Origin of the sequence: Trinickia sp. LjRoot230, assembly GCF_964253315.1 — a bacterium.
Taxonomy (GTDB): domain Bacteria; phylum Pseudomonadota; class Gammaproteobacteria; order Burkholderiales; family Burkholderiaceae; genus Trinickia.
This window is the reverse complement of sequence record NZ_CAXUQX020000001.1, coordinates 1,465,230-1,485,052: the sequence shown is the minus strand read 5'-3', so window position 1 is coordinate 1,485,052 and position 19,823 is coordinate 1,465,230. Positions and strand designations below refer to the sequence as shown.

13 protein-coding genes are annotated in these 19,823 nt (G+C 60.2%); 3 read left to right on the top strand and 10 right to left on the bottom strand.

Annotated features, from left to right (window positions below; translation table 11 throughout):
* Nucleotides 1–28: 28 nt before the first annotated feature.
* The 10 genes from tssA to tssB form a co-directional block, all read right to left on the bottom strand.
* Entirely contained in the window at nt 29–1,639 is a 1,611-nt protein-coding gene (gene tssA / locus ACSQ20_RS06950; protein ID WP_436018418.1) for a type VI secretion system protein TssA, read from the bottom strand.
* Nucleotides 1,640–5,116 carry an ImcF-related family protein gene (locus ACSQ20_RS06945; RefSeq protein WP_436018417.1) on the bottom strand — a complete coding sequence of 1,159 codons (3,477 nt, stop codon included), beginning with the start codon at nt 5,114–5,116 and terminating at the stop codon, nt 1,640–1,642.
* 79 nt (nt 5,117–5,195) lie between these two features.
* Nucleotides 5,196–5,486, bottom strand: coding sequence for a PAAR domain-containing protein (locus ACSQ20_RS06940; protein ID WP_436018416.1), 291 nt, complete (start codon nt 5,484–5,486; stop codon nt 5,196–5,198).
* A 36-nt stretch (nt 5,487–5,522) separates the two neighbouring features.
* Nucleotides 5,523–6,599: a hypothetical protein gene (locus tag ACSQ20_RS06935; RefSeq protein WP_436018415.1), complete on the bottom strand. Its 1,077-nt coding sequence runs from the start codon at nt 6,597–6,599 to the stop codon at nt 5,523–5,525.
* A gap of 181 nt (nt 6,600–6,780) precedes the next feature.
* Entirely contained in the window at nt 6,781–7,866 is a 1,086-nt protein-coding gene (locus ACSQ20_RS06930) for a T6SS immunity protein Tli4 family protein (RefSeq protein WP_436018414.1), read from the bottom strand.
* 81 nt (nt 7,867–7,947) lie between these two features.
* On the bottom strand, nt 7,948–8,952 hold the full coding sequence (locus ACSQ20_RS06925) for a T6SS immunity protein Tli4 family protein (RefSeq protein WP_436018413.1): 1,005 nt from the start codon (nt 8,950–8,952) through the stop codon (nt 7,948–7,950).
* 74 nt (nt 8,953–9,026) lie between these two features.
* Nucleotides 9,027–10,643, bottom strand: a complete 1,617-nt coding sequence (locus ACSQ20_RS06920) for an esterase/lipase family protein (protein WP_436018412.1) — start codon at nt 10,641–10,643, stop codon at nt 9,027–9,029.
* 71 nt (nt 10,644–10,714) lie between these two features.
* The gene (locus tag ACSQ20_RS06915; protein ID WP_436018411.1) at nt 10,715–13,189 is read right to left on the bottom strand and encodes a type VI secretion system Vgr family protein; all 2,475 of its coding nucleotides are present in this window, start codon (nt 13,187–13,189) and stop codon (nt 10,715–10,717) included.
* An 88-nt stretch (nt 13,190–13,277) separates the two neighbouring features.
* Entirely contained in the window at nt 13,278–14,840 is a 1,563-nt protein-coding gene (tssC, locus tag ACSQ20_RS06910) for a type VI secretion system contractile sheath large subunit (RefSeq protein ID WP_436022961.1), read from the bottom strand.
* A gap of 45 nt (nt 14,841–14,885) precedes the next feature.
* Nucleotides 14,886–15,398, bottom strand: coding sequence for a type VI secretion system contractile sheath small subunit (tssB, locus tag ACSQ20_RS06905; protein WP_436018410.1), 513 nt, complete (start codon nt 15,396–15,398; stop codon nt 14,886–14,888).
* Nucleotides 15,399–15,901: 503 nt separating this feature from the next.
* Between tssB and tssK the strand changes: the two genes are divergently transcribed.
* Genes tssK through ACSQ20_RS06890 form a run of 3 tightly spaced genes read left to right on the top strand, consistent with a single transcriptional unit; the run spans nt 15,902 to nt 19,778 of the window.
* Nucleotides 15,902–17,269, top strand: coding sequence for a type VI secretion system baseplate subunit TssK (tssK, locus tag ACSQ20_RS06900; protein WP_436018409.1), 1,368 nt, complete (start codon nt 15,902–15,904; stop codon nt 17,267–17,269).
* A complete protein-coding gene (locus ACSQ20_RS06895) occupies nt 17,266–18,042 on the top strand; it encodes a DotU family type IV/VI secretion system protein (RefSeq protein ID WP_436018408.1) in 777 nt (258 codons plus the stop codon). Before tssK ends, ACSQ20_RS06895 begins: the two co-directional genes overlap by 4 nt.
* Entirely contained in the window at nt 18,039–19,778 is a 1,740-nt protein-coding gene (locus tag ACSQ20_RS06890) for an OmpA family protein (protein ID WP_436018407.1), read from the top strand. The genes ACSQ20_RS06895 and ACSQ20_RS06890 overlap by 4 nt, the downstream gene beginning before the upstream one ends.
* Nucleotides 19,779–19,823: the final 45 nt, after the last annotated feature.

Genomic DNA, 19,823 nt, shown 5'->3' with positions numbered 1-19,823 from the left:
GTTCGTTGGTGCGTTGCTTCGTTGATTCTCAAGACAGTGCCAGCGCGCGAGCCGGGTCGAGCACCGTCAACTCGTCGCGCAATTCGCCAATGCGGCGAAGAAGCGCCGGCTTATCCGCGTCTTTGCGTGTATGCGCCGCCTTCATTGCCCGGATCAGTTGCTGCTTGACCTCGAAGGCAAGTGCCGGCTCCCAACGCATCAGCGGCAACGAGCCCGCAGCAGCGTCGAGTTCGGCCAATAGCGGGAGCGCCGTGTCCGCGCGGCCCACGTGGTCGGCCAGACGCGCCATCACGAGCCGTCGCAAGTAGCGCTGACGCTCGTGCTTTACGCCGGGCAGCGCTTCCAGCCAAATAAAGGCCGCTTCGAGATTCTGGCTGGCGGCGATATCGCGCGCCTGCGCCTCGATTTCTGGCCAGTCGCCGGCCGAGCCATCGTCGCTATCGGCCGATACCGGCAGCGGAGCAACGGTCTCGCCTGCCTCCAAATCACGTACCACCGCGTGGCGGGCGATCCACTCGAGCGTCGTGTCATCGGCGAGCGGCGTGCCGTCATTGAACGCGAGCCGCTCGATGCCGGGCAGCCGTTCGAGGAATAACGCGAAGTCAGCGCGCAACAAGGCGCGCCACGCGTCATACGGTGCGCCGACGTGATCGAGCGCAACATGCTGGAAATACTGCAAGTCGAACCACAAGTGATTCGCGCCCTCGGTGAAAGCGGCTTCGACGCGTTCCAGTAGTTCATGCCACTGCTTTTGCAGCACGAGGCGTTTCATTTGCTGACGCAGTTCGGCGCGCGGCGGCGCCAAGCGCGTGCGCGCCGCCGCCTCGTTTGGCGTATTGGCAGGAGGAACTTCATGCAGCGTGTCCCAGCGAATGGCGCGCACGAGCCGCACCGATGGCAGGTAGCCGTTTTCCTGATCGCGCAGGTAGTTCGCCATCGTACGAGCCTGATCCAGCAGGTCGCGCGTGGAAGCGATCGCCGCGGGCGACGTCGGCAGCGCAGGCGCCGTGCGACCGGCGACGAGGCCGCCGTCGGTTTGTATGCCGGGGGCACGTTCCTCGTGGCGCTGCAATCGCACGACGAGCGGCTGCAAGTTCGGGCGTGCCGCCTCGGACCACGCGCTTGTCACGGCGATGATCAGACGCAGCGCCGCCGTCGCGCGCAACAGATCGGTCGGATCGAATTCGCCTCGACTGTCGAGCAATTCAATCATGCGTGCGGTGGCCAGCATTTCGAGCGCACCCTTCTTGGCTTCGGCACGTGCGGGCAGCAACGCCTCCCCGAACTGCGTGACGAATGCGGCGATTAGCTCCAGCCCGTCGGCGAAACCGGCGGGGCCGTCTTGGCGCAATCTGGCGAACGCGTAGTAGCCTGTCACGCGCAGGTCCTTGCCGGTCTCCTTCAAGAGCTGCTCGCACGAACGCACAATCAGGCCGTCGTCAATATCGGAAAGCTTGTTGGCTTCATCCTTCAGCGCGAAAAAAGCATCTTCGTAGCCGGGGTCACGGCCTGCGCCGCTGTTGTCGCCGGGCACGCCCGGTAACGGCTGACGCCACGTTTCCCATCTGTCGAGCAGCGTGAGGGCGAGCTTGTCGGTGCCGAAAGAGGGGATGAGTTTGTTGTAGAGAGCGGATAGCATTTAGTCGACCTCAGGCGCGCCCGGCAAAGAGACCTCAGCGTGTTTTGCTGCGGCCAACGCTTCGGATGGCAATGGTGGCAGATTGACCGTGGCGTTATCGTTCTTCGCCGGGCTCGTCGCCGTCATAAAGATGCGCGTCGGCAGCGTGAAGTGACGTAATTCGAGCACGTCGAGCGGCCCCGCGCCGGCCTCGCTTCGCAGCAGTACTCGCAGCGCAATACCCTGGCTCTGGTCCGGCGTCCAGGTGAGCGCATAGCGCGCGCTGTCTTGCTGCTCGCGTTGGGCGCGTTCGAGCAGGCGGATCAGACCGAAGCGGCCCGGCGCATCGAGCGCCGTGCGCAACCCGCCCTGCTCAGTCTGCCATTCGATGTGCGAGCGGCTCTCGAGTGCGTCGCCCGGCCAGACGAACGGCATCCACGCTTCTTTCTGGTTGAAGTAGTGCAGCGTGCGTCCCGCAAGTATGAATTTCATATCGATCACGCCGGGTGTCGGCACGCCCCTCAGCTCGTAACGCACCTGCGCGTCGCCCGATGGAAAGAGCACCGTCGCCACACGCATGAGCTTGTTCAAGGCCGCCAGGAATGCCGGATCGAGCGCGAGCGCTCCATGGTTCGCGCCGGTGGCACCTTGATCGCTCACCCAGTGATCGCCCTGGCGTTCGACGACACCAGCCAATTGCGTCGCGACGAACCGCGCAATCACACCGGTATCCGGCCGCATAAAACGCGCCATTTCCGGCAGTGAGGCATCGTTGTCCGAATCCGCGAACGGATAGCGACCGCCGAACGTTTGACGCCAGTCCGCCACGATCGCCGTGCGCCAGATTTCATTCAGACTCGCCGCCGCCGGTTGCACGACCACCTGCCAGGTCTGGTTCAACGGCGCCTCGAACAGCGCGCCCAAGCCGGCCCACTGCTCGCCCAGGCTCGCGGCCACGCGGCTTGCGTAATCGCGGCTGTCGGCGATCTCGGAGGTCTTGCCTTGAAGCATCGCCTGCGCAGCGGCACGCGACATCGCATCAGGATCGACGCTGGCCACGATCTGCTGCGTCTTCAAGCGCATCGCCGTCACGCGTTCGAGGTAGCGCGCAAGGCTCAGTTCGCCCGTCGCGGCGAGCGGCATCGATGGCTTGCGGCTCGCCAATGCGGGGGCCAACGTGAGGTCGCTGCCGGTCAGACGCAGAATGGGGCCGAATGCAGCGGCCAGCGGGGCGAGTGGCAGCTGTCTTTGCCTGGACGGGTCCCGCTCATCAACACCAACTAGCTGCTGAGCCTTGTCGATCAGATTGGCCGATAGCGATTCGGTTGTCGCGCCCGCGCCCGCCTGATACACCACCGCATTCACCAGGGCCACCAGCGGCGAGCGTTGGGCGTCGCCCAACAGCGTGAGTTGATCGACCGTGCCGGAAAGCGTCGGGGCGCTCTGCCAGCGCACGCTGTTCAGGAATGATTGCCAGGCGCGCGCGTAGTCGTCGAAATAGCGTTGTCGCAAGTCGGCCTTGAGTGTCGAGGGGGCCGTGTTGTTGTCTTGCGAATCGGCGAGCACCCAGTCGCCGCTCTCGTTGCGTTGCTCGCTGGCGTCGTCGATTGCCTTGGCAATTCGCTCGTCCCAGGCCGCCCGCGTGAAGATGCCCGGCAGCGTTGCGCTCGTGCCGAACAGGCCTTTGCTCGTGGTGCTGCCCAACAGCGTCGCGAGCGAAATTGAGGGGTATTTGGGTTTTGCATCGTCGACGATGTGCTGGTAGAGGGTTTCGGTCGAGTGCTGGATACCGCGCACACCGACGATCGTCTGGCGCGCAGCGGCGATCAGCGCGGCGTCGCCTTCGATTGAAAGCGCTGCGTTGCCCAAGTGGCGAGCGTAGAACGCAATTTGATGCGTGCGCAGATCGTCCCACGCGCCTTGCGTGAGCGGGCTATCGACCGGGCGTGCCGGCATGGCCGTCGCAATGAGTTGCGGCGTCAGAAACGTCGGATCGGCGCGCTCGGGCTTGGTGAGCATCAAGTAGGTCTTGAGTGCGTCGTAGGCCGCTTGGACTTGCTCGGGGCCATCGTTGGCGATTTCAGCGTCCGAGAGCGAGGCGAGATGATGCAGGCGTGCTTCCAGCTTGAGGCGAATCGGGCTCGCAATGACGCGGCCAACGGCATTCGCGTAGTGCGGCCACAGTGCGTCGAACAGCGCGTGGTCGCGGTTGAGGCCAAAGCGTTTGGGCCACGGCGCGCCGTCGCGCCGGTGGGTTTCCAGTGTGTCGAGTTGCTTTTGCAAGCTGTCCAGTGTGAGCATGGCCTCGGTGGGGGCTTGCGGCGTCGATAGGTTTGTGACGGTGTCGGCTGCGGCTTGGATCGTCGCGCGGTGCGTCTGCGCGGATACCGTCATGCCAACGATCCAACCGCCGATGATTGCGGTGGCGGCCCATGCGATTGCGGTGCCAGGCGAGAAGCCGACACGTCGGCCGTGAACCTGGCGGCTGTGGTCAGCGATGGTTTGCCAGATGGCTGGCCACGCATTGCTTTGCGGCGTTTTAGACAACGGTGCGAATAGCAGCCCATGCACCGCCGCGCGCCAAAAGCGGGATTGGCTCGTTTGCACGATCCAGGCCGACAGTGCGCTGCGTAGCGTGTCGATATGTTGTGATAACTCCGCGGGGTAGCTATCGGATGCGTCGCGCGCTACGCGCACGACGCCCGCATCGGCGAGTTGGCTGGTGAGGCATTGTATCGATGCGTCGATTTCGTCGGGCTTGATGTGCTTGTCCGACCATGTGAAGCCGATCGCTTGATCCGAATGGATGACGTCGGCGCCGGGGTCTTCGAACTCCGTTGCGTTCAGCAGGTAGGTGGGTGCCGCCCAACGTAACGCGCGGGCGTGGCGTGCAATGCACTGCGCGGTGGCTTCGGGGTCGAACGGCTTGTCGATTGACGGTCCTTTACATGTGATGGCCACGATGGCGTCAACCGGACGGCAGCGGCGCAGGCGGCGAATCTGTTCGAGCCATTCGGTGTTGACGCTGTCGCCTCGTTGGGTCGCGTACAGCAGCACGATGTCGCCTGTCAGCGCATAGCCCGCGGTTGAGAGACCCGGCGCGAAGCGTTCGACCAGCGACGCTTCGCCGGTAATAAGCAGCCAGCGCTCGCGGTAGCGCCAACGGGTGGCGTGGCGGTCGCGGAGGGTGGTGCGCAGTGCTGCGGAGCGCGAGTGATTGGCTTCGTTCGTCGGTCCGACTTTCGCCGATGACAAACCGCGTAGTTTGGCCACCCAGTGCAGGAAGCGACGCGCAGCCTTCCCTAGCCGTGACGATTCATCATAGCTGCAGCAGAGGAACAGGACCACGAACAAAGCGCACAACCCAACTATCGATTTGGCTCGTTGCTCCTCCGAAAGCGGCGCGAACAATCCGCCTCCGTTAAACCAAATCCCGACCCCAGGTAAAACGACCAGTAAGACGATACTCAGGGTATCGATCCGAAATTTGCGAAGCATGGGCGATAAGCGAAGTTAATGGAGTGCGGCCGAAACGAGCGTCCGGCGAAGACGTCAACGTAGGTCCGATATATTGCAGTTAGACGTCTACATATGACGAGTACTGAGAAGGAATCAGACGCGGACTTGGCGAGCATTTGCAAACGCAAAGGTCATCGCTGAGAGCGCCCTCGCGACCGTCCACCCCTTTCATCGAAATGCGCAACCCATCGCACACGATGCGGCCCACCGATCGGCATGACGGACACCAAATATGGTCGCCTTCATAGGCTTGTTCGCGATCAGCGATTGTGTCGAGCGAAGATCCATCGGTAACGGTGCCACCTGCTGTCGTCTTGTCACCCTTCAGAATGTCGTAGCGCCTAACCATGATCAGATTTCCTATTTATTTGATTTGCTGTTTTCGTCAGGAGGCCCGAACAACACCTATCCGCAGACCGTGCGACGAACTGGCGATGATCAGTTGAGGTGATTGTTCGATCGCCGCTGCCTGTGCCGCGCATGCGATGGCCAGCCACGGCGCAATGCCTTCAGCGTGACCTATCATGTAATCCATGTTGGTTGGTGTTTCGTTAATACCAGCCATGACCCATGCTTGAGTTGCAACGCCTGCACTACTCGCATCGAGCCCGGTTTGCCAAATGCGATTAACGTCATCCGGTGTCGAACGCCCCCAGCGCAACGCATTCGTCAGCGCAGCCCCGATCGGCGAGGTTGCGTCCACCTGGGCCGGTCTGTGGGCCTGAGCAACAGGTGTGAGACGGAACCGCTCCGTCACCGACGGTGGGACGAGCAACAGTGCGATTGCCGCCTCCGAGCTGCCGACCTGCGGCGCTTGCTCAAGAAGCGAATGCAGTTCAACGAATATGAGGAGTCTCGCTTCTTGATCCTGTCGTTCATTGATGCGATCAAGCCATGTGTCGAGCCACATCGCGTCTCGGTCTGCGTAAGCGGTAGTCTTCGCTGAACGAAGTTGACGACTTGCCCATAGTTCGCCCCAGTACTGAGCGGCGACTTCTGATTGCAAAGCAGTGCCCGAATACACGAGGTGTATAGCGAGATTTATCTCATTGGGCAGGCCACGAACGACTTCCTCGACATCGTTCAATAATTCACAAAATGCCCATCGAAGAACACCTCGCTGCCGATCGCTGTCTCTTGTGTACTTGTCTCCGTTCTCGTCACTATGCGGATGCGCAAACCAACGAGCGCTGACAGGAGGGGTATCCGGCGCAGGCACATCCTGCGCTGCCAGTTTTAGCGAACCGGAAAGCAAGCCGCCAACGTCATTTTCATCGGGGTCGCAGGAGAACCGGTGAGTCGATATCAAGGCATCCAGCGGACGGCTTAGCTGATCAAAGACTTCCGTTAGATATGCTTCGCGCGCGTCGTTCCACGCAATCGCATCGAGACGGCGCCCTTCATACATGCTATATCGACGCAATAACACGAACGTTGCGATACCAAACGGATAGACGATCATGCACGTCCAAAACCACGGTGTCCGAGTAGGTGTGTTTTTCGGCCATAGCAGCAAAATCGCGACCATACCTAGGATCACGATGACAAAGAAAACTACCGTCCAGACGAGCTGCGAAGGCGGTCTTTCCGGGAGGGGGCATGTTGGCGGGACCTTGGAGAAATCGAACGGCATTTGTTCCCCCTCAGAACCCACGCGGACGCGGCCGAAGCGTGCGAGACACTGCATCCCATAAATCGATGGCTTCGTCCTTGTCCAGCGACGCCCGCTCGATTGTCGGAAAATCGCCAGTCAAGAGGCTGGGCGCGCCCACACGAAAGTCCAACATCACAACCGGCTTGGAGTCGCGCTTACCCAATGAATTAGCCTCGAGCGTGAAGTAAAAGCCGGGAATCGACAGCGCGGTCCCTCCTCCCAGCAACCATTCTTCCGCATTCATGCCTTGCAATGCCACGTCACCTTTCCGAATGGCGTAACCCTGAGGGTCCTTGTCGATTGTGGCGGTAATGTCCTTGCTGCGTTGTAGGAGCGTCGTCGTGCCATGGACGTCGGTGTTTGTTTCCAGATTGAAACTCACATCGTGGTGGGCCAGTAACACGAAGTTCGCGTGGAGCTTCTCGCTATCCCATTGTTGACCCGTCAAGAAGCCACCTTGGAAACACGTACCTCGTTCGGTAGGGATTTCATCGTCAGGTCGGCCTCGTGCACTGCTCAAGAGTGCGATGACGCGCTGGGATTGTTCCGGAGCATTCGTCATAGCCGGGTCGTTCCTTACATCCGGGTCGTCTTTGAAGGTAACGGACCGCCGGGCATCTGATGCTTGCACCTGCATCTTGATTCGATAACCGCGCTCCCATCTGTAGGCTTCGATGAGCCGATCTGTATCGCTGTTCGCATTCACATTGCCCAAAGACATGAAGTAGCGCGACTCGGGAATACCTTCAATGTCGCTATCGACATACAAGAAGCGATGCCCGAATCTGCTCTCGGTGTTTTTGAGTTGCGCGCTGCGCACCTCCATCGCCTTCCTATAATCGCCGAGTGACATTGCTTGCGATTCGATGGTGACTCCGTTGACTTCGCTGGTTCCAAAAATGGCCGAGTCGGCCGGTACATCGATCAGGTAGCGGCCAACGCATTGTGTCTTCAAGTTCGTAGTCAAAACGTTCAAAGTGGATTGCTCCTGTTCAGTCATGGCTTGCTGTCGGTCGCACGCCGTGAGGACAACTGCCAAGGCGGTGCCAACGAGTACTGCCTGGATGCGTTTCATGAGAACGACATCGAGGTAATGCTCGACCTCGAAGAGGGCAGTTGATGGCGCACGGACATGGAGAAATCGAACGGCAATTGTTCAGAATCCACCAGGACGCGGCCGAAGCGTGCGAGACACTGCATTCCATAACCCCACCGCTTCCAGTTCGGTAAGCGTTACCCTTTCTAACGTTGCCTCTTTAAAAACACGGTTGGGTGCGCCGACTTCCATGTTCAGCGCGATCAGCGGCGTCTCGGGACTGCCGATCTTCGAATTGCCTTCCAGATAGAAATGGAAACCCTTCACGCGCAGGACAGTGATCCCTGACATCAGCCACTCCTCTGCATGCGTGCCGGCCAGGCTAACAGGGCCTTTGCGAATCGTGCGACCCTGCGCTCCCTTGATCTCCTTATCGACTTCTTCGGCCCTTTCCAGAAGCGACGTTTTTTCCTTAACATTGGAGTAGGTGCGAAGGCCGACGCTCGTATCGGAATGCGACGGCATCACGAACTGGCCAAAGGCCTGTTCATGCTCCCACGGCTTACCCGCTAGGAATCCGCCTTGGAAACACATGCCTGGCTCGGTGGGTATCTCGTCGTCAGGTCGGGCTCGTGCGCTGCTCAAGAGTGCGATGACTCGTTGTGCTTTTTTGGCCACGTTGTTCATAGCCTCACTATTTCTAGCGTCCTCGTCGTCTTTGAAGTAAGTCGAATTTCTCGCGTCGGATGCGGTGATTTGCATCTTTATTCGATAGCCTCGATCCCATCTATAGCCTTCGATCAGCCGCTCGGAATCGGTCAACGCTTCCGGATTGCCTAACGACAAAAAGTAGCGAGACTCGGGAATACCTTCGATCTCGCTATCGACATACAAGAAGCGATACCCGAATCTGCTCTCGGTGTTTTTGAGTCGCACGCTGTGCGCGTCCATCGCCTTCCTATATTCGCCGAGCGACATCGCTTGCGATTCAATGGTGACTCCGTTGACTTCGCTGGTTCCAAAAATGGCCGAGTCGGCCGGTACATCGACCAGGTAACGGCCAACGCATTGCGTCTTCAAGTTCGTAGTCAAAACGTTCAAAGTGGATTGCTCCTGTTCAGTCATGGCATGCGGTCGGTGGCACGCCGTGAGGACAACTGCCAATGTGGAGGCAACGAGTACTGTGTAGATACGCTTCATCAGGCGTATGCCATCGATGTATGACGCACTGCATAGGCGATCTTGGTGATCGCCCACAGGGTGAAGCGTTGGCGTTCCGGATTCGAGGTCCAGTTGGTGATGCCCGGGGGTGCGTTGCTCTTGTACGCTTCCTCGTGGCCGAAGCCGGAAAAGCCAACGCAGACCTGGATACCCCGTTGCCCCAACGGCGCTGCGCCCGAGCGCCGAGGGACCGTGCCGTCGCCCGGCTCATCCGCGTCCTGCAAGATGAAAAACGCTCGTTCAGCCGGATGAGCGCCATCGATAGATACGGTCTGTTTGCCGAGCCCCGGGTCCCATACCGTCTTGCCACTGTGCAAATCGCTAATGTGTGACACCAGCTTGGGCGTACTTCCATCCGGGCGTCGTTCGACAGTCCGCCTCCACGTCACATCGCCCCATGTTTTTTGCTCGGCGTCGTCCCCGTAAAACACGTAGGTGTTGCGGTGGTATTTGCCGCTGATGCTGGTGTGGAACGGTTTCACGGACTCTCTTATCAGTTCCTCGAACTTGTCCCAATCCTGCTCAACAGTCCGTTTCTCTGAATCAAGCGGATTCAATAACCGATCGCTGATCAGCCCCCACCATTTGCCGCGCTTCAGATAGATCTCGCTATAAGGCTCCTGCTTGGGCAAACTGACCACGCGCTCGAAATCCCTGACCCTCAGCCATCCCATGCCGTAATCCGTGCTTGGCAGCAACTGCAAGGCACCCGGCGCCTGCGCGAAAACGGCAGTGACCTTCGCCGCATCGTCACCAAGCACCAGTCCTGCGCTACCCTCGGTACCCGCCTTGACTCGCTTGTATGCGGCCGCCGCACCCGTCGCGGGCATCACACCGTGAACCACCCCCAGCACGTCTAGAGCCCCGCCCAAGTGCCCCGTGCAATATCGCGCGACTAATCCGCCCATCGAGTGCGTCACCAGGATCACTTTCTCGCACTTGCGCTTTTGGTCGCGGTAGTACTGCGTGAACTCGCGGATGCGCGATAACAAACGGGCGGCTGAATCCACGTTCGATTGCAACCAGTTGTAGCCCACCGCATGAACGGGAAATTGATAGCGGTACGACATCGCCACCTCCTCATACTCGAGCAGTGGCAGTTGATCGGACTCGCAAACCACTTGGTTCATCAACTGCGAGCGCAGGCCCTTTCGACCGTATTCGGTGCCAGCATGGACATCGTTCAGCGCGTTCTCCAGCCACACCAGGAAATCGCCATAACTCATCGCCGCCACTTCGCCCCAGCCGCGCCGACGCTTCTCGGCGTCCGAAAGGTCGGTGCCCTTAGGTAGAGTTCCATCAGTGAAGACATCCGTCTTGTGAGGATCAAGTATCAGCTTGCGCTGGTCGGGACCTCTGGAAGTCCACTCCACCAATGTCGTTAGTCCATCCAAAAGCCATACCGGCGTGCTCCCGCCTTTTTCCGCTAAGTTGCTGCCCATAATCCCCGGTACAAAAATCACGGGGATCATGCGGTCTGGAATCATCGGGCAAATTGCAAGACCTTTTATCCGAGACAAGGACAGCACAGACGAGTAATGCACCGATCCGTCGTCCGCAACGACAGGTGGGATGACGCGCTCCAAAGGATTCATGTTCGTCTACTCCAACGTTCGATTAATGCAATGTTGTTTTCCGAGCTAAGCGTGCGTTACACGACCGCACGTCACTCCGGGTCGATCCGCAAACGCACGCCATCCGTAAAAAGGCTCTTCTGAATGCCAGTCTTGCCTTGCGCGTCGCTGACACCACGGATCACGCTGCCGTCCTCACGGATAATCGAGAACTTCCGATTGGCAAGAGGCTTGGCGTCGAAAGGCCAGGTGAGTACAAACTGCTCATCGCACAGTGCGTGCTTCCATGTATTCATCGACTCGCCAAGTGACGATGGACCCTGTCTGCCGAACGCTGCAGACTTCACAATCCGATTGCCCTGCGTGCCATCCTCAATGCCCGTTGACGAAATCCGGATATAAGAGCCGCCACATTTGAGAAGCAACTCCTTCTTCGCCTCGACAATGACGCAGCCATTCACACTTGTGATGCGCATGTCATTGGCAGACATCAAATTCATTTCGTCGCTTTGAGCCTGAATTTCGACTTTGCCTCTTGCTGCAAAAAGCTTGATCCCGAGCTTTTGAGCACAAAACGAAACGAGTTCGCCTGCAGTAACCGTAAAGCGCTTCATCACGCCGATGTCGGCATTGCCACCCGCAGTGGCTATGAGGTTATCGTTTGCGCTGAGTTGAACGTCGGCGCCAGAGACAAGACCGATCCCATCCGACGCGCTGGCTAGAATCCCAGACCTCTTTAGTTCACGAAATGTTTGTTCAAGGAGCGCACGCTGGCGATCGCAATCCGCGGCAATCGCTTTTGCCGTTTTCGCAAAATCCGCGAGTGCTGACATCCGCTGAAACGCCTGGTCAAGTAAGCCCAGCGCTGGCTGCATAAAAAGTTGGTGAGCCGCTTCCCCGGATCGAGCGTGAGCGGACAAGAAAACGCCCTTCGTGCCCTGCAACGCCACATGCCCATCCGTGCGCAACTCCGCGCCCTGCCCCCGCTCCTTATGATCCGCATCGACCATATGCCCGAGCGTGAGCTGACTGTTCTGATACGGCGTACTCACGTGCACATGCTCGAAGCCGCGCTTATCCTCCATCCGCAACGCGTTCTGCGCGGCCGTCACCAACAAATTGCGCGTGTGATTCCGGTTGTTCACCAGGTCCCGATGCACACTGTCGTGCATTGCACCGATCGCCACCGGCCGATCCGGGTTGCCCTGCGTAAACACCACCGCCACCTCCGTGCCGTCGATCAACGGAAAGTGGTACCCATAGTTATCCCCGCCATAAGGCTTCACGAGCCGCACGGGCCGACTCGTGCCGCCCGGGCTCCACGTATCCAGGTCGAACGGCATCTTGACCACGTACCACCCTTCGGGCGTCAGATACGCGTACTGATAATCGTTGGGCGACATCACACGCGCCGGCAACACACCGCCAATCACCGGCTGCGTGACCGCATCGAGCGACGTACGCCAGATGCGGTCCGACGGAATCGCCGAAAACGTGTTCCAGTAAGCCTCGCGGCGCCCGCCACCCGAATTCACCGATGTAATGAACAACCCATGCCGCGCATCATCGGGATTGCGATCGAGCCGCATCACCTCGCCCGGCTCCAGCGCAAACGCGTTGCCCTCGCCGCGATAAACGATCTGCCGCGCCAAATGCGCCTCGTGCCGCAATCGGGCGATACGGAGACCTTCCTCAGGCGTCGCGTAATGCTCGCCCCAGTCGTACTCGATCCCGTTCGTTGTCTTATCGTCGCGCGCCGCGTTCTGCTCCACGACAAGCGGCATCGCCGCCTGACGATGGTTGTAATCGTTCAATCGCACCGCTTCGGGCACGCGCTGCGTATGACGTTCGAGCGATCGAATCGCTTCCGCGCCTGCGCTCTCGAGCCCCGAGTCACGCCGCAGCGGCACCGTGCGTTGGTTACGCACGTATGCATCCAAGTCGTCACCGAATACGATCACTTCATAGTGCTTCTGCTGCTCGAAGCGAAACCACATCCCGGCTTGGGCAGCAATGCGCTGAATGAAGGCGAACGTGCTCTCCTTGTACTGCGTCACGTACTCGTGCCGTTTGTACTCCGCACGTAACTTGAACTTGAAATCGACACCGCCGCGATAGCCGTAGTGGCGCAGCGTCGCCGTGATCATTTCCTCGACCGACTGATGCTGAAACAGACGGCTCGTCACCGTGCGCGCCAGATCGGCGAAGCGCGGCTCCAACACGAGCCGGTAACGCGTTTCGTCTGCCGACGTCTCGATCTCGTCGAACTGCGTGACAATGCCGTGCACCGTGCGCGCCGCCGGCATCTCGCTGAATTTTTGCGCGTTCTCGCCAAACATCTTGCGCAGATAGTCCATGTTCGGATCAATCGGTTCGACGATGAACCGCGCGGGCCGCCCAAGCACTTGATCCATCGGCATGGCCGCCAGCGGGCTCGTGAACTCGATCTCGTACCGATACAGCTCGCTCAACTTCTCGAAGCCGCGGAATTTCAATATCGAGAACGGCGCCGGATGCGGCGCAAGCTTGAGCGTATAGGCCTGCGAAGGCAAAACCATCAACCCCATCTATCCTTCTCCGGTGAACCTGAACGCGTCAGCACACCGCCGGGACGCTCATCGCGGCGCCCCGGCGGATCAACTCAAACACATCGAATCAGCTCTTCGCCTTGGGCATCTGCGAGACGAGCGACAAGCCAATGTCCATCCCCTCGACCTGGAAGTGAGGAATGATGAAAAGCTTGATCCTGAAAAATCCCGGGTTGTCGTCGATATCCTCGACGATGACCTTCGCGTCGCGCAGCGGATGCGACGCCTGCAACTCGTCGCCCGGGTCCTTCATTTCGGTCACGAGCCCCTTGATCCAGTTGTTCAACTCGAGTTCAAGCAGGCGCCGGTCTTTAGTGGTGCCAATGTTTTCGCGCTGGATCAGCTTGAGGTAATGCGCGATACGCGAAAGCAAAAAGATGTATGGCAGCCGCGCATTGATGCGGCTGTTCGCCGTTGCCTCCTTCGTTTCGTACAGTGCCGGCTTTTGCGTCGAACTCGCTGAGAAGAAGCAGGCGAAATCGTGGTTCTTGTAGAACGACAACGGAATGAAACCGAGATTCGAAAAATCGAATTCGCGCGTTTCGGGAATCAAAACTTCTGTCGGGATCTTTGGCTGAGCGCCGGTGCCAAGGTCGTACAAGTGAACCGGCAGGTCTTCAACTTTCCCACCCGCTTGCGGCCCGCGAATCTGCACGCACCAACCATTGGTCACGAAGCTGCGCACCATGTTCGCCGCGAAAGCAAACGATGCATTGACCCACAGGTAGCGGTTATGGTCCGGGCCTTTGACGGCCTCCTCGTAGTTAAACGCGCGCACGGGTGTCGTGTCTTTGCCGTACGGCAGGCGCCCGAGCACGCGCGGCATCGTGAGCCCGACATAGCGGGCGTCATCGGTGTCGCGAAAGCTTTTCCATTTGATGTACTCCGCGCGGTCGAAATAATTGCCGATGTCCGGAATGGCGGCAACCTCCTCCATCGACTGCTTGCCAAAAAACGCGGGCCCCACCGAGCCGATAAACGGCATATGCGCGGCAGCCGCCACCTTCGAGACGTTGCGCAGCAGCGCCACGTCCTGCGGCGAATTCGCGAACTCGTAGTCGCTGATCAACGCACTGATCGGCTGGCCACCCGGCGTGTCGTATTCCTCGACGTAAGTCAGGCGGTACAGCCCGCTTTGTATGAGCTCCGGGGCGTCGTCAAAATCGCGCATAAGCGCGTCTTTCGACACGTCGAGTAGTTCGATCCGCGCGTTCTTGCGGAAATCCGTACGCGAGACAAGCAGCTTGAGGCCGCGCCAGCGGCCTTCGAGCGCCTGGAACTCGGACGTATGCATCACCGCATCAAGTTGACGGCTGATCTGACGATCGATTTGGCCGATATGAAAATCGAGCAGCGACTTGTCCAGGCGCTCGATCGGCTTGCTCGCGTTCGCGACGAGTTCAAGAAACGCGCTCATGCCGCGCGCGATCCGCTCGTCGGCTGATGCTTCGCAGAGCATATCGTGGTCGCGAAACGCCTCGAGGGGGCGCGCTTGCGCAACAGGCTTGAGATTGATCTTGTCGCACAGCGACGCATACACGCTGTCGCTTGCGTCCAAGAGAAGTTCGTCGGGCGCGCCGAGCACGACGGTCTGCGCGGTGCCACTCGGGCCGGATTCGCTTTGCTTCACGTTCTGTGTCATTTCGTGTCCTGTTTTGTTTCGTGGTGTCGCCGCTCAGGCATGGCCTTCCGGCTGGGTGGCGGCGGTCGCGATCTGCGCCAGTTCGCCGCGCAGCTTCTCCGACAAGGGCTTGTCCTTGAGGACCTTCTCGAACTCGCGGCGAAATGCCGCGTTATCAAGCAGGTTCGATTTGAGATCGCGCAGCAGATTGCGCATGGCCAACAACGCCTGCAACTCCGGCATTTGCTGTGCGACGGGTTCGGGCTCGAAGTCCTTCATCGAGCGAAACGAGAGCTTCACGGCGAGCTCCGAGCCATCGCCGGCCAGCGTGTTCTCGGCGGAAAAGGCAAGCGCCGGCGCGTAGTCCGCAAGCACCGCATCGAAGTTGTTTTTGTTGATATCCGTCTTTTTGCGCTCGGCGAGCGGCGCTTGCTCGCGACCCGCGCTGAAGTCACCCGCCACGAGCAACTTCAACGGCAACTCGACTTTCTTTTGCGCGCCGCCCGTATGCAGGTCCAACGTGATAGAGACGCGGCTTTTCGGAATTTCCCGCTGGAAGCTGTCCATCCATACTCCTTATCCATCCAAATAAAAACCCGCAGAATTAGCCCGACACGACAGGAATACATGTACCCATAGGCCTGACTTTATTCGTACGCCCTTTAATGCAGCGCCGTATTAAACAGGTTTACGATCGACGAGTCAAAACGTTCATCTGTTGCACTGCGCAAGCTGAAATCTCAAAACAGGAACGGCTCATGAAGACAAAAATATGAGATGAGCTCGTCTCATTATTAACCGGTAACTCATTGTATTTGCTACATATGTTAATAATGAAAACGTTCTCTTTCTGGTCCGTCCAGCGTTAATTCGTTCTGATTTTTTAAACGAACCGACGTTTAGAACCACATCGGCAAATATGCTGACGCGGCCACCAATTTATCTTGAAAATCGCACACCCACATCCGACTCATTCAAATGAAAATTTATCGCGCCCCGGGGTATACGATTACAAAAAATGACGTATAGAATCCCGCTTCCAAAACTGAAACAGATAACCAATCATTTCTATGCGGATCGTTAAACCGCTTTGGCACGAAGGCCTGATCCTCACGCAGCAGCATTTTCAGCAGCAGGAACGATGGGCCAGCTTCTCGCTGCGCCAATGCATGTCGGCCGCGCTCGCCGAGCCATGGGGCACGCTTGCCGTCGAACTCGACGAGGAAGCGCTCGCGGCGGGCCGGCTCAAGCTCAGGCACCTGAAGTTGCGCTTCCCCGACGGCACACCAATCGATACCGCTCTCGCCGATACCCTCCCGCCCGCACGCGATCTCGCGCAGGCACTGCCGTCCAACATGCAAAGCGTCGTCGTGTTGGCAGCATTGCCGCTGCCCGATGCGAACGGCAGCAACTGCCGCTTTGACGAAGCGGCCCCGGCGCGCCCGCGCCGCGCCTATCGCGAATTCGTCAAAGTGGTCGACATCAACGGCAAGGACGAGGCCGAAATTGCGGCCGAGCGGCATGCGGTGCGGCTTCTGTTCGAGTTCGAATCGCACGCGGACGATACGGTCTGCGCGATCGCTCGGCTCACGCGTTCGGGCAAAGGCAGCACCGCTGGCGGTCAGTTTCAGGTTGATCACCGCTACGTGCCGCCTTGTCTGACCCTCGGCAGCCACGCGTTGCATCTGGAGCGAATCGACCGTCTGGCGGAGATCCTGCTGGCCAAGAGCATGGCACTCGGCGAACGCCGCAACGAGCGCACGCGGCAAGTGGCCGAGTACGGGGTGGCCGACGTCCAGCTGTTCTGGCTACTGCATTGCATCCATACGGCATGGCCGCAGTTGCGCTTCTTCGCTTCGCATCCGAGCCAGCCGCCTGAGCGGCTCTATACCGAACTCGCGCAGCTGGCGAGCACGCTGATGACGTTTTCGACCAGCGCGCAGCTAACGAACCTTCCGAGCTACGATCACGCGCGCGCCGACGAAATCTTCGCGAAACTCGAATCGCAGATTCGCGATCTGCTCGACGCGATCATCCCGTCACGCGTCGTGGCGATTGCGCTCGAACAGAAAAGTCCAACGACGTGGAAAGGCCATTTCCTCGATGAGCGCATCGTCGAAGGGGCCGTCGACTGGTACCTGTCGATCAGCGCCCCGCTGCCAGCGTCCCAACTGGTCGAGCAAGTGCCGCTGCTTTGCAAGGTCGGTGCGCCCGAGGATGTCGAGCAGATTGTCAATGCAGCGCTCCCCGGCATTGCCCTCAAAGCGGTGCAACGCGTGCCCGCTGCCATTCCGGTGCGCCTCGATAACCACTATTTCGCGCTCGACGCGGCCAGCCCGGCGCACGCGCGCATGCTCGCAGCGCGCGCCTGTCAAATCTATTTTCCCGCGTCGGTGCCTGACGCGACGCTTCAACTCTATGCGGTGCTGCGCTCATGACTTCCGAAACGCTCGCACGCGACGACGCCACACTCGGCGACGACGCCCATCCCTCCATTCCCGTGTCCATTGCTGGTTCCGCTGCCGCCCACGCATCCGACGTGTCGCACACGTCGGGCGATGGCATTCGCGAGCTGTTGCGCGATTCGGCCTTGCTCGTCACGCGTCTATCGCAAGGCGGTCAAGCAAAAGATGCCGGCGCACTACGTGAGCGTTGCCGGCAGTTGATGGCGACCTTCTCGGCGGCCCTGAACGCACGCGGCTTCTCGGCGCAAGTGCGCGAAGACGCGGAATACGCGCAGTGCGGCTTGCTTGACGAAGCGGTGTTGCGATGCCTCGACAACGCTAAACGGCCCGTCTGGGATGCGCAGCCGTTGCAAGTCGAACGCTTCGGCAAACACGACGCGGGCGAGCGCGTCTTCGAGCGGCTCGAACAACGCATGCGCGAAGCGACGCCAAACATTGCGTTGCTGGAAGCGTATGCGGCAGTGCTCGCGTTGGGGTTCAAAGGACGCTATGCGCGCGAAGGCGAAACGAAGCGTGTCGCGCTGATCGCCGATCTCAACGCACGAATCGAGCAACTTCGTCCGGACATGCAGGGAACGTTCGTCACCGATCGTCGCGTCAAGCGTCTGGTCGACTGGTTTTACCGCCTCTCCCCGTGGGGAATAGCCGGCCTCGCGTGCGCCGCGGGCGTCGTGGTGTGGCTGATTTGTAACGCAGTGCTCGACGCGCAGCTCGCCCAACTTGCACCGAACGCGGTCCAGCCGTGAAGCCAGATTCGTCGTTAGCGCCGCATAGGGATTCCGCGAACGTAGCGGCGTTGGAACGCCTGGGCTATCCGTTTCGCGCCGTTTTGTTATTGGCCGCGGCACTCGTGCTCGCAACCATCTGGCTGGTGTTGCCGGTCAGCCGCGGCGTGGCGGGAATGTTGACCGGCGTCATCACGCTCGCTTTCGTCGCACTGATTGTGTTGCGCACCCGCCACCTTGCAGCCGTTCGCGAGCATAACGCTCAGGTGCTGGCGGCGCTCGGCGCAGCGACGACGGAACTGCCTGTCAGTTTGCGCACGCGCATGCCGTTCGTGCTCGTAACGGGCGATGGCTTGCCGGCGTTATTCAACCGAACGGGTGCCGAGGAGCGACTTGTCCATGTCGGCGACGGTGCCATCTGGCTGCGCGTCAGCGAGCCGCAAGCATTGCCGCGTACGGCCGTTGCGCTCCGGCAGTGGCGCGATGGCCGCGCGCCCGATGGCGTCGTGCTGTCAGTCGCGCCCGCGCTTCATGCGAGCGAAGACGTCTTGACGCAAAAACTGCGTCTCGTGCGCCAAGCGGTAGCCGACGCCTCGCGGATGCTCAATGCCCGTCTGCCCGGCTATGTCGCCGTCTACCAGCGACTCACTCAGAGCGGCAACGCTTCAACGACGAGCGATGCGGCACCGTGGCACGGCGTCTCGTCGGCGACGCGCCTCGCTGGTGCACATCGGTTCGAGGCCGTCATTCAGGCCGCCGAATGCGAGGTTCGGCGAGCTGGCGGAACGCGCACCGCGGCTGCCCGCGCGGCGGGGCTGGCGTCGCTCGTTGGCTGGACTCAGCGCGTCATTATCGACGCATTGACGGACCGTCGACAGCCCGCCACGCCGTGGACACTCTTCGGCGCCGGCTGGATCGATTGCGGGCCGGCGAGCGGACCGGACAAGCCGTGGGAGCGCGACGTCGCGATGCAACTGGGCGTCGGGTCCCCATCGGTGCCGGCCTCCGCACTGCCATGGCCGTTGCCTGAGCCGTTGATCGAAGCGATGCCGCGACGCCGCTGGATGTCGCCTCGTCGCAAGGCGCTCGCGCATGCAATCGCGCTGACGGCTTGTGCCGCCACCCTCGCTATCTGGGGAGCGGCAACGAATAACGCTGCGATGCTGGCCCGCATCGGCTCGGAGCTGGGACGATATTCGATGATTCCCGCCTCGCACGACACCGCTAAACGCGATGCTTTCAGCGCACTCGTCGCCAGTCGGAACGAACTGGAACGCTACGCCCGCATCGGCGTCCCGCTGCGCTTGTCGTTCGGCATGTACCGCGGCGGGGCACTCCTGCCCGCGCTCAATCGTGCCATTGCTTCGTACCAGCCACCGCCTGCGCCACCCACGGTCGTCACATTGGACAGCATGTCGCTGTTCGACAGCGGGCGCGCGCAACTGAAAGCCGGCTCAACGCGTGCGATGGTCGGCGCGCTCGACATGATCAAGGCGCATCGGAACAAGCGGATCGTGGTCGCCGGCCATACGGATAACACCGGCCATGCAGGCCGCAATCTGGCGCTATCGATTGCGCGTGCGGGCGCAGTGCGCGACTGGCTGACGGATGCCTCGGGCATCCCACCGATGCAGTTCGCGATTCAGGGTTATGGCGATACGCGACCGATAGCGAGTAACGCCACGGCTGATGGGCGCGCGAAGAACCGGCGCGTGGAAATCACGCTCGTGCCGGACGCGCCGCCAAACAGCCAGTAGGAAAGGTGCAACAACGTTTAAGCCCCTGAAGCGCCCGCTTCGGGA

Excerpts from the sequence above, each read along its gene's own strand:
- ACSQ20_RS06935 (WP_436018415.1), bottom strand. The coding sequence starts at position 6,599 with ATGATCGTCTATCCGTTTGGTATCGCAACGTTCGTGTTATTGCGTCGA.
- ACSQ20_RS06925 (WP_436018413.1), bottom strand. The coding sequence starts at position 8,952 with ATGACTGAACAGGAGCAATCCACTTTGAACGTTTTGACTACGAACTTG.
- ACSQ20_RS06920 (WP_436018412.1), bottom strand. The coding sequence starts at position 10,643 with ATGAATCCTTTGGAGCGCGTCATCCCACCTGTCGTTGCGGACGACGGA.
- ACSQ20_RS06895 (WP_436018408.1), top strand. The coding sequence starts at position 17,266 with ATGACTTCCGAAACGCTCGCACGCGACGACGCCACACTCGGCGACGAC.
- tssB (WP_436018410.1), bottom strand. The coding sequence starts at position 15,398 with ATGGACAGCTTCCAGCGGGAAATTCCGAAAAGCCGCGTCTCTATCACG.
- tssK (WP_436018409.1), top strand. The coding sequence starts at position 15,902 with ATGCGGATCGTTAAACCGCTTTGGCACGAAGGCCTGATCCTCACGCAG.
- ACSQ20_RS06940 (WP_436018416.1), bottom strand. The coding sequence starts at position 5,486 with ATGGTTAGGCGCTACGACATTCTGAAGGGTGACAAGACGACAGCAGGT.
- ACSQ20_RS06930 (WP_436018414.1), bottom strand. The coding sequence starts at position 7,866 with ATGAAACGCATCCAGGCAGTACTCGTTGGCACCGCCTTGGCAGTTGTC.
- tssA (WP_436018418.1), bottom strand. The coding sequence starts at position 1,639 with ATGCTATCCGCTCTCTACAACAAACTCATCCCCTCTTTCGGCACCGAC.
- ACSQ20_RS06945 (WP_436018417.1), bottom strand. The coding sequence starts at position 5,116 with ATGCTTCGCAAATTTCGGATCGATACCCTGAGTATCGTCTTACTGGTC.
- ACSQ20_RS06915 (WP_436018411.1), bottom strand. The coding sequence starts at position 13,189 with ATGGGGTTGATGGTTTTGCCTTCGCAGGCCTATACGCTCAAGCTTGCG.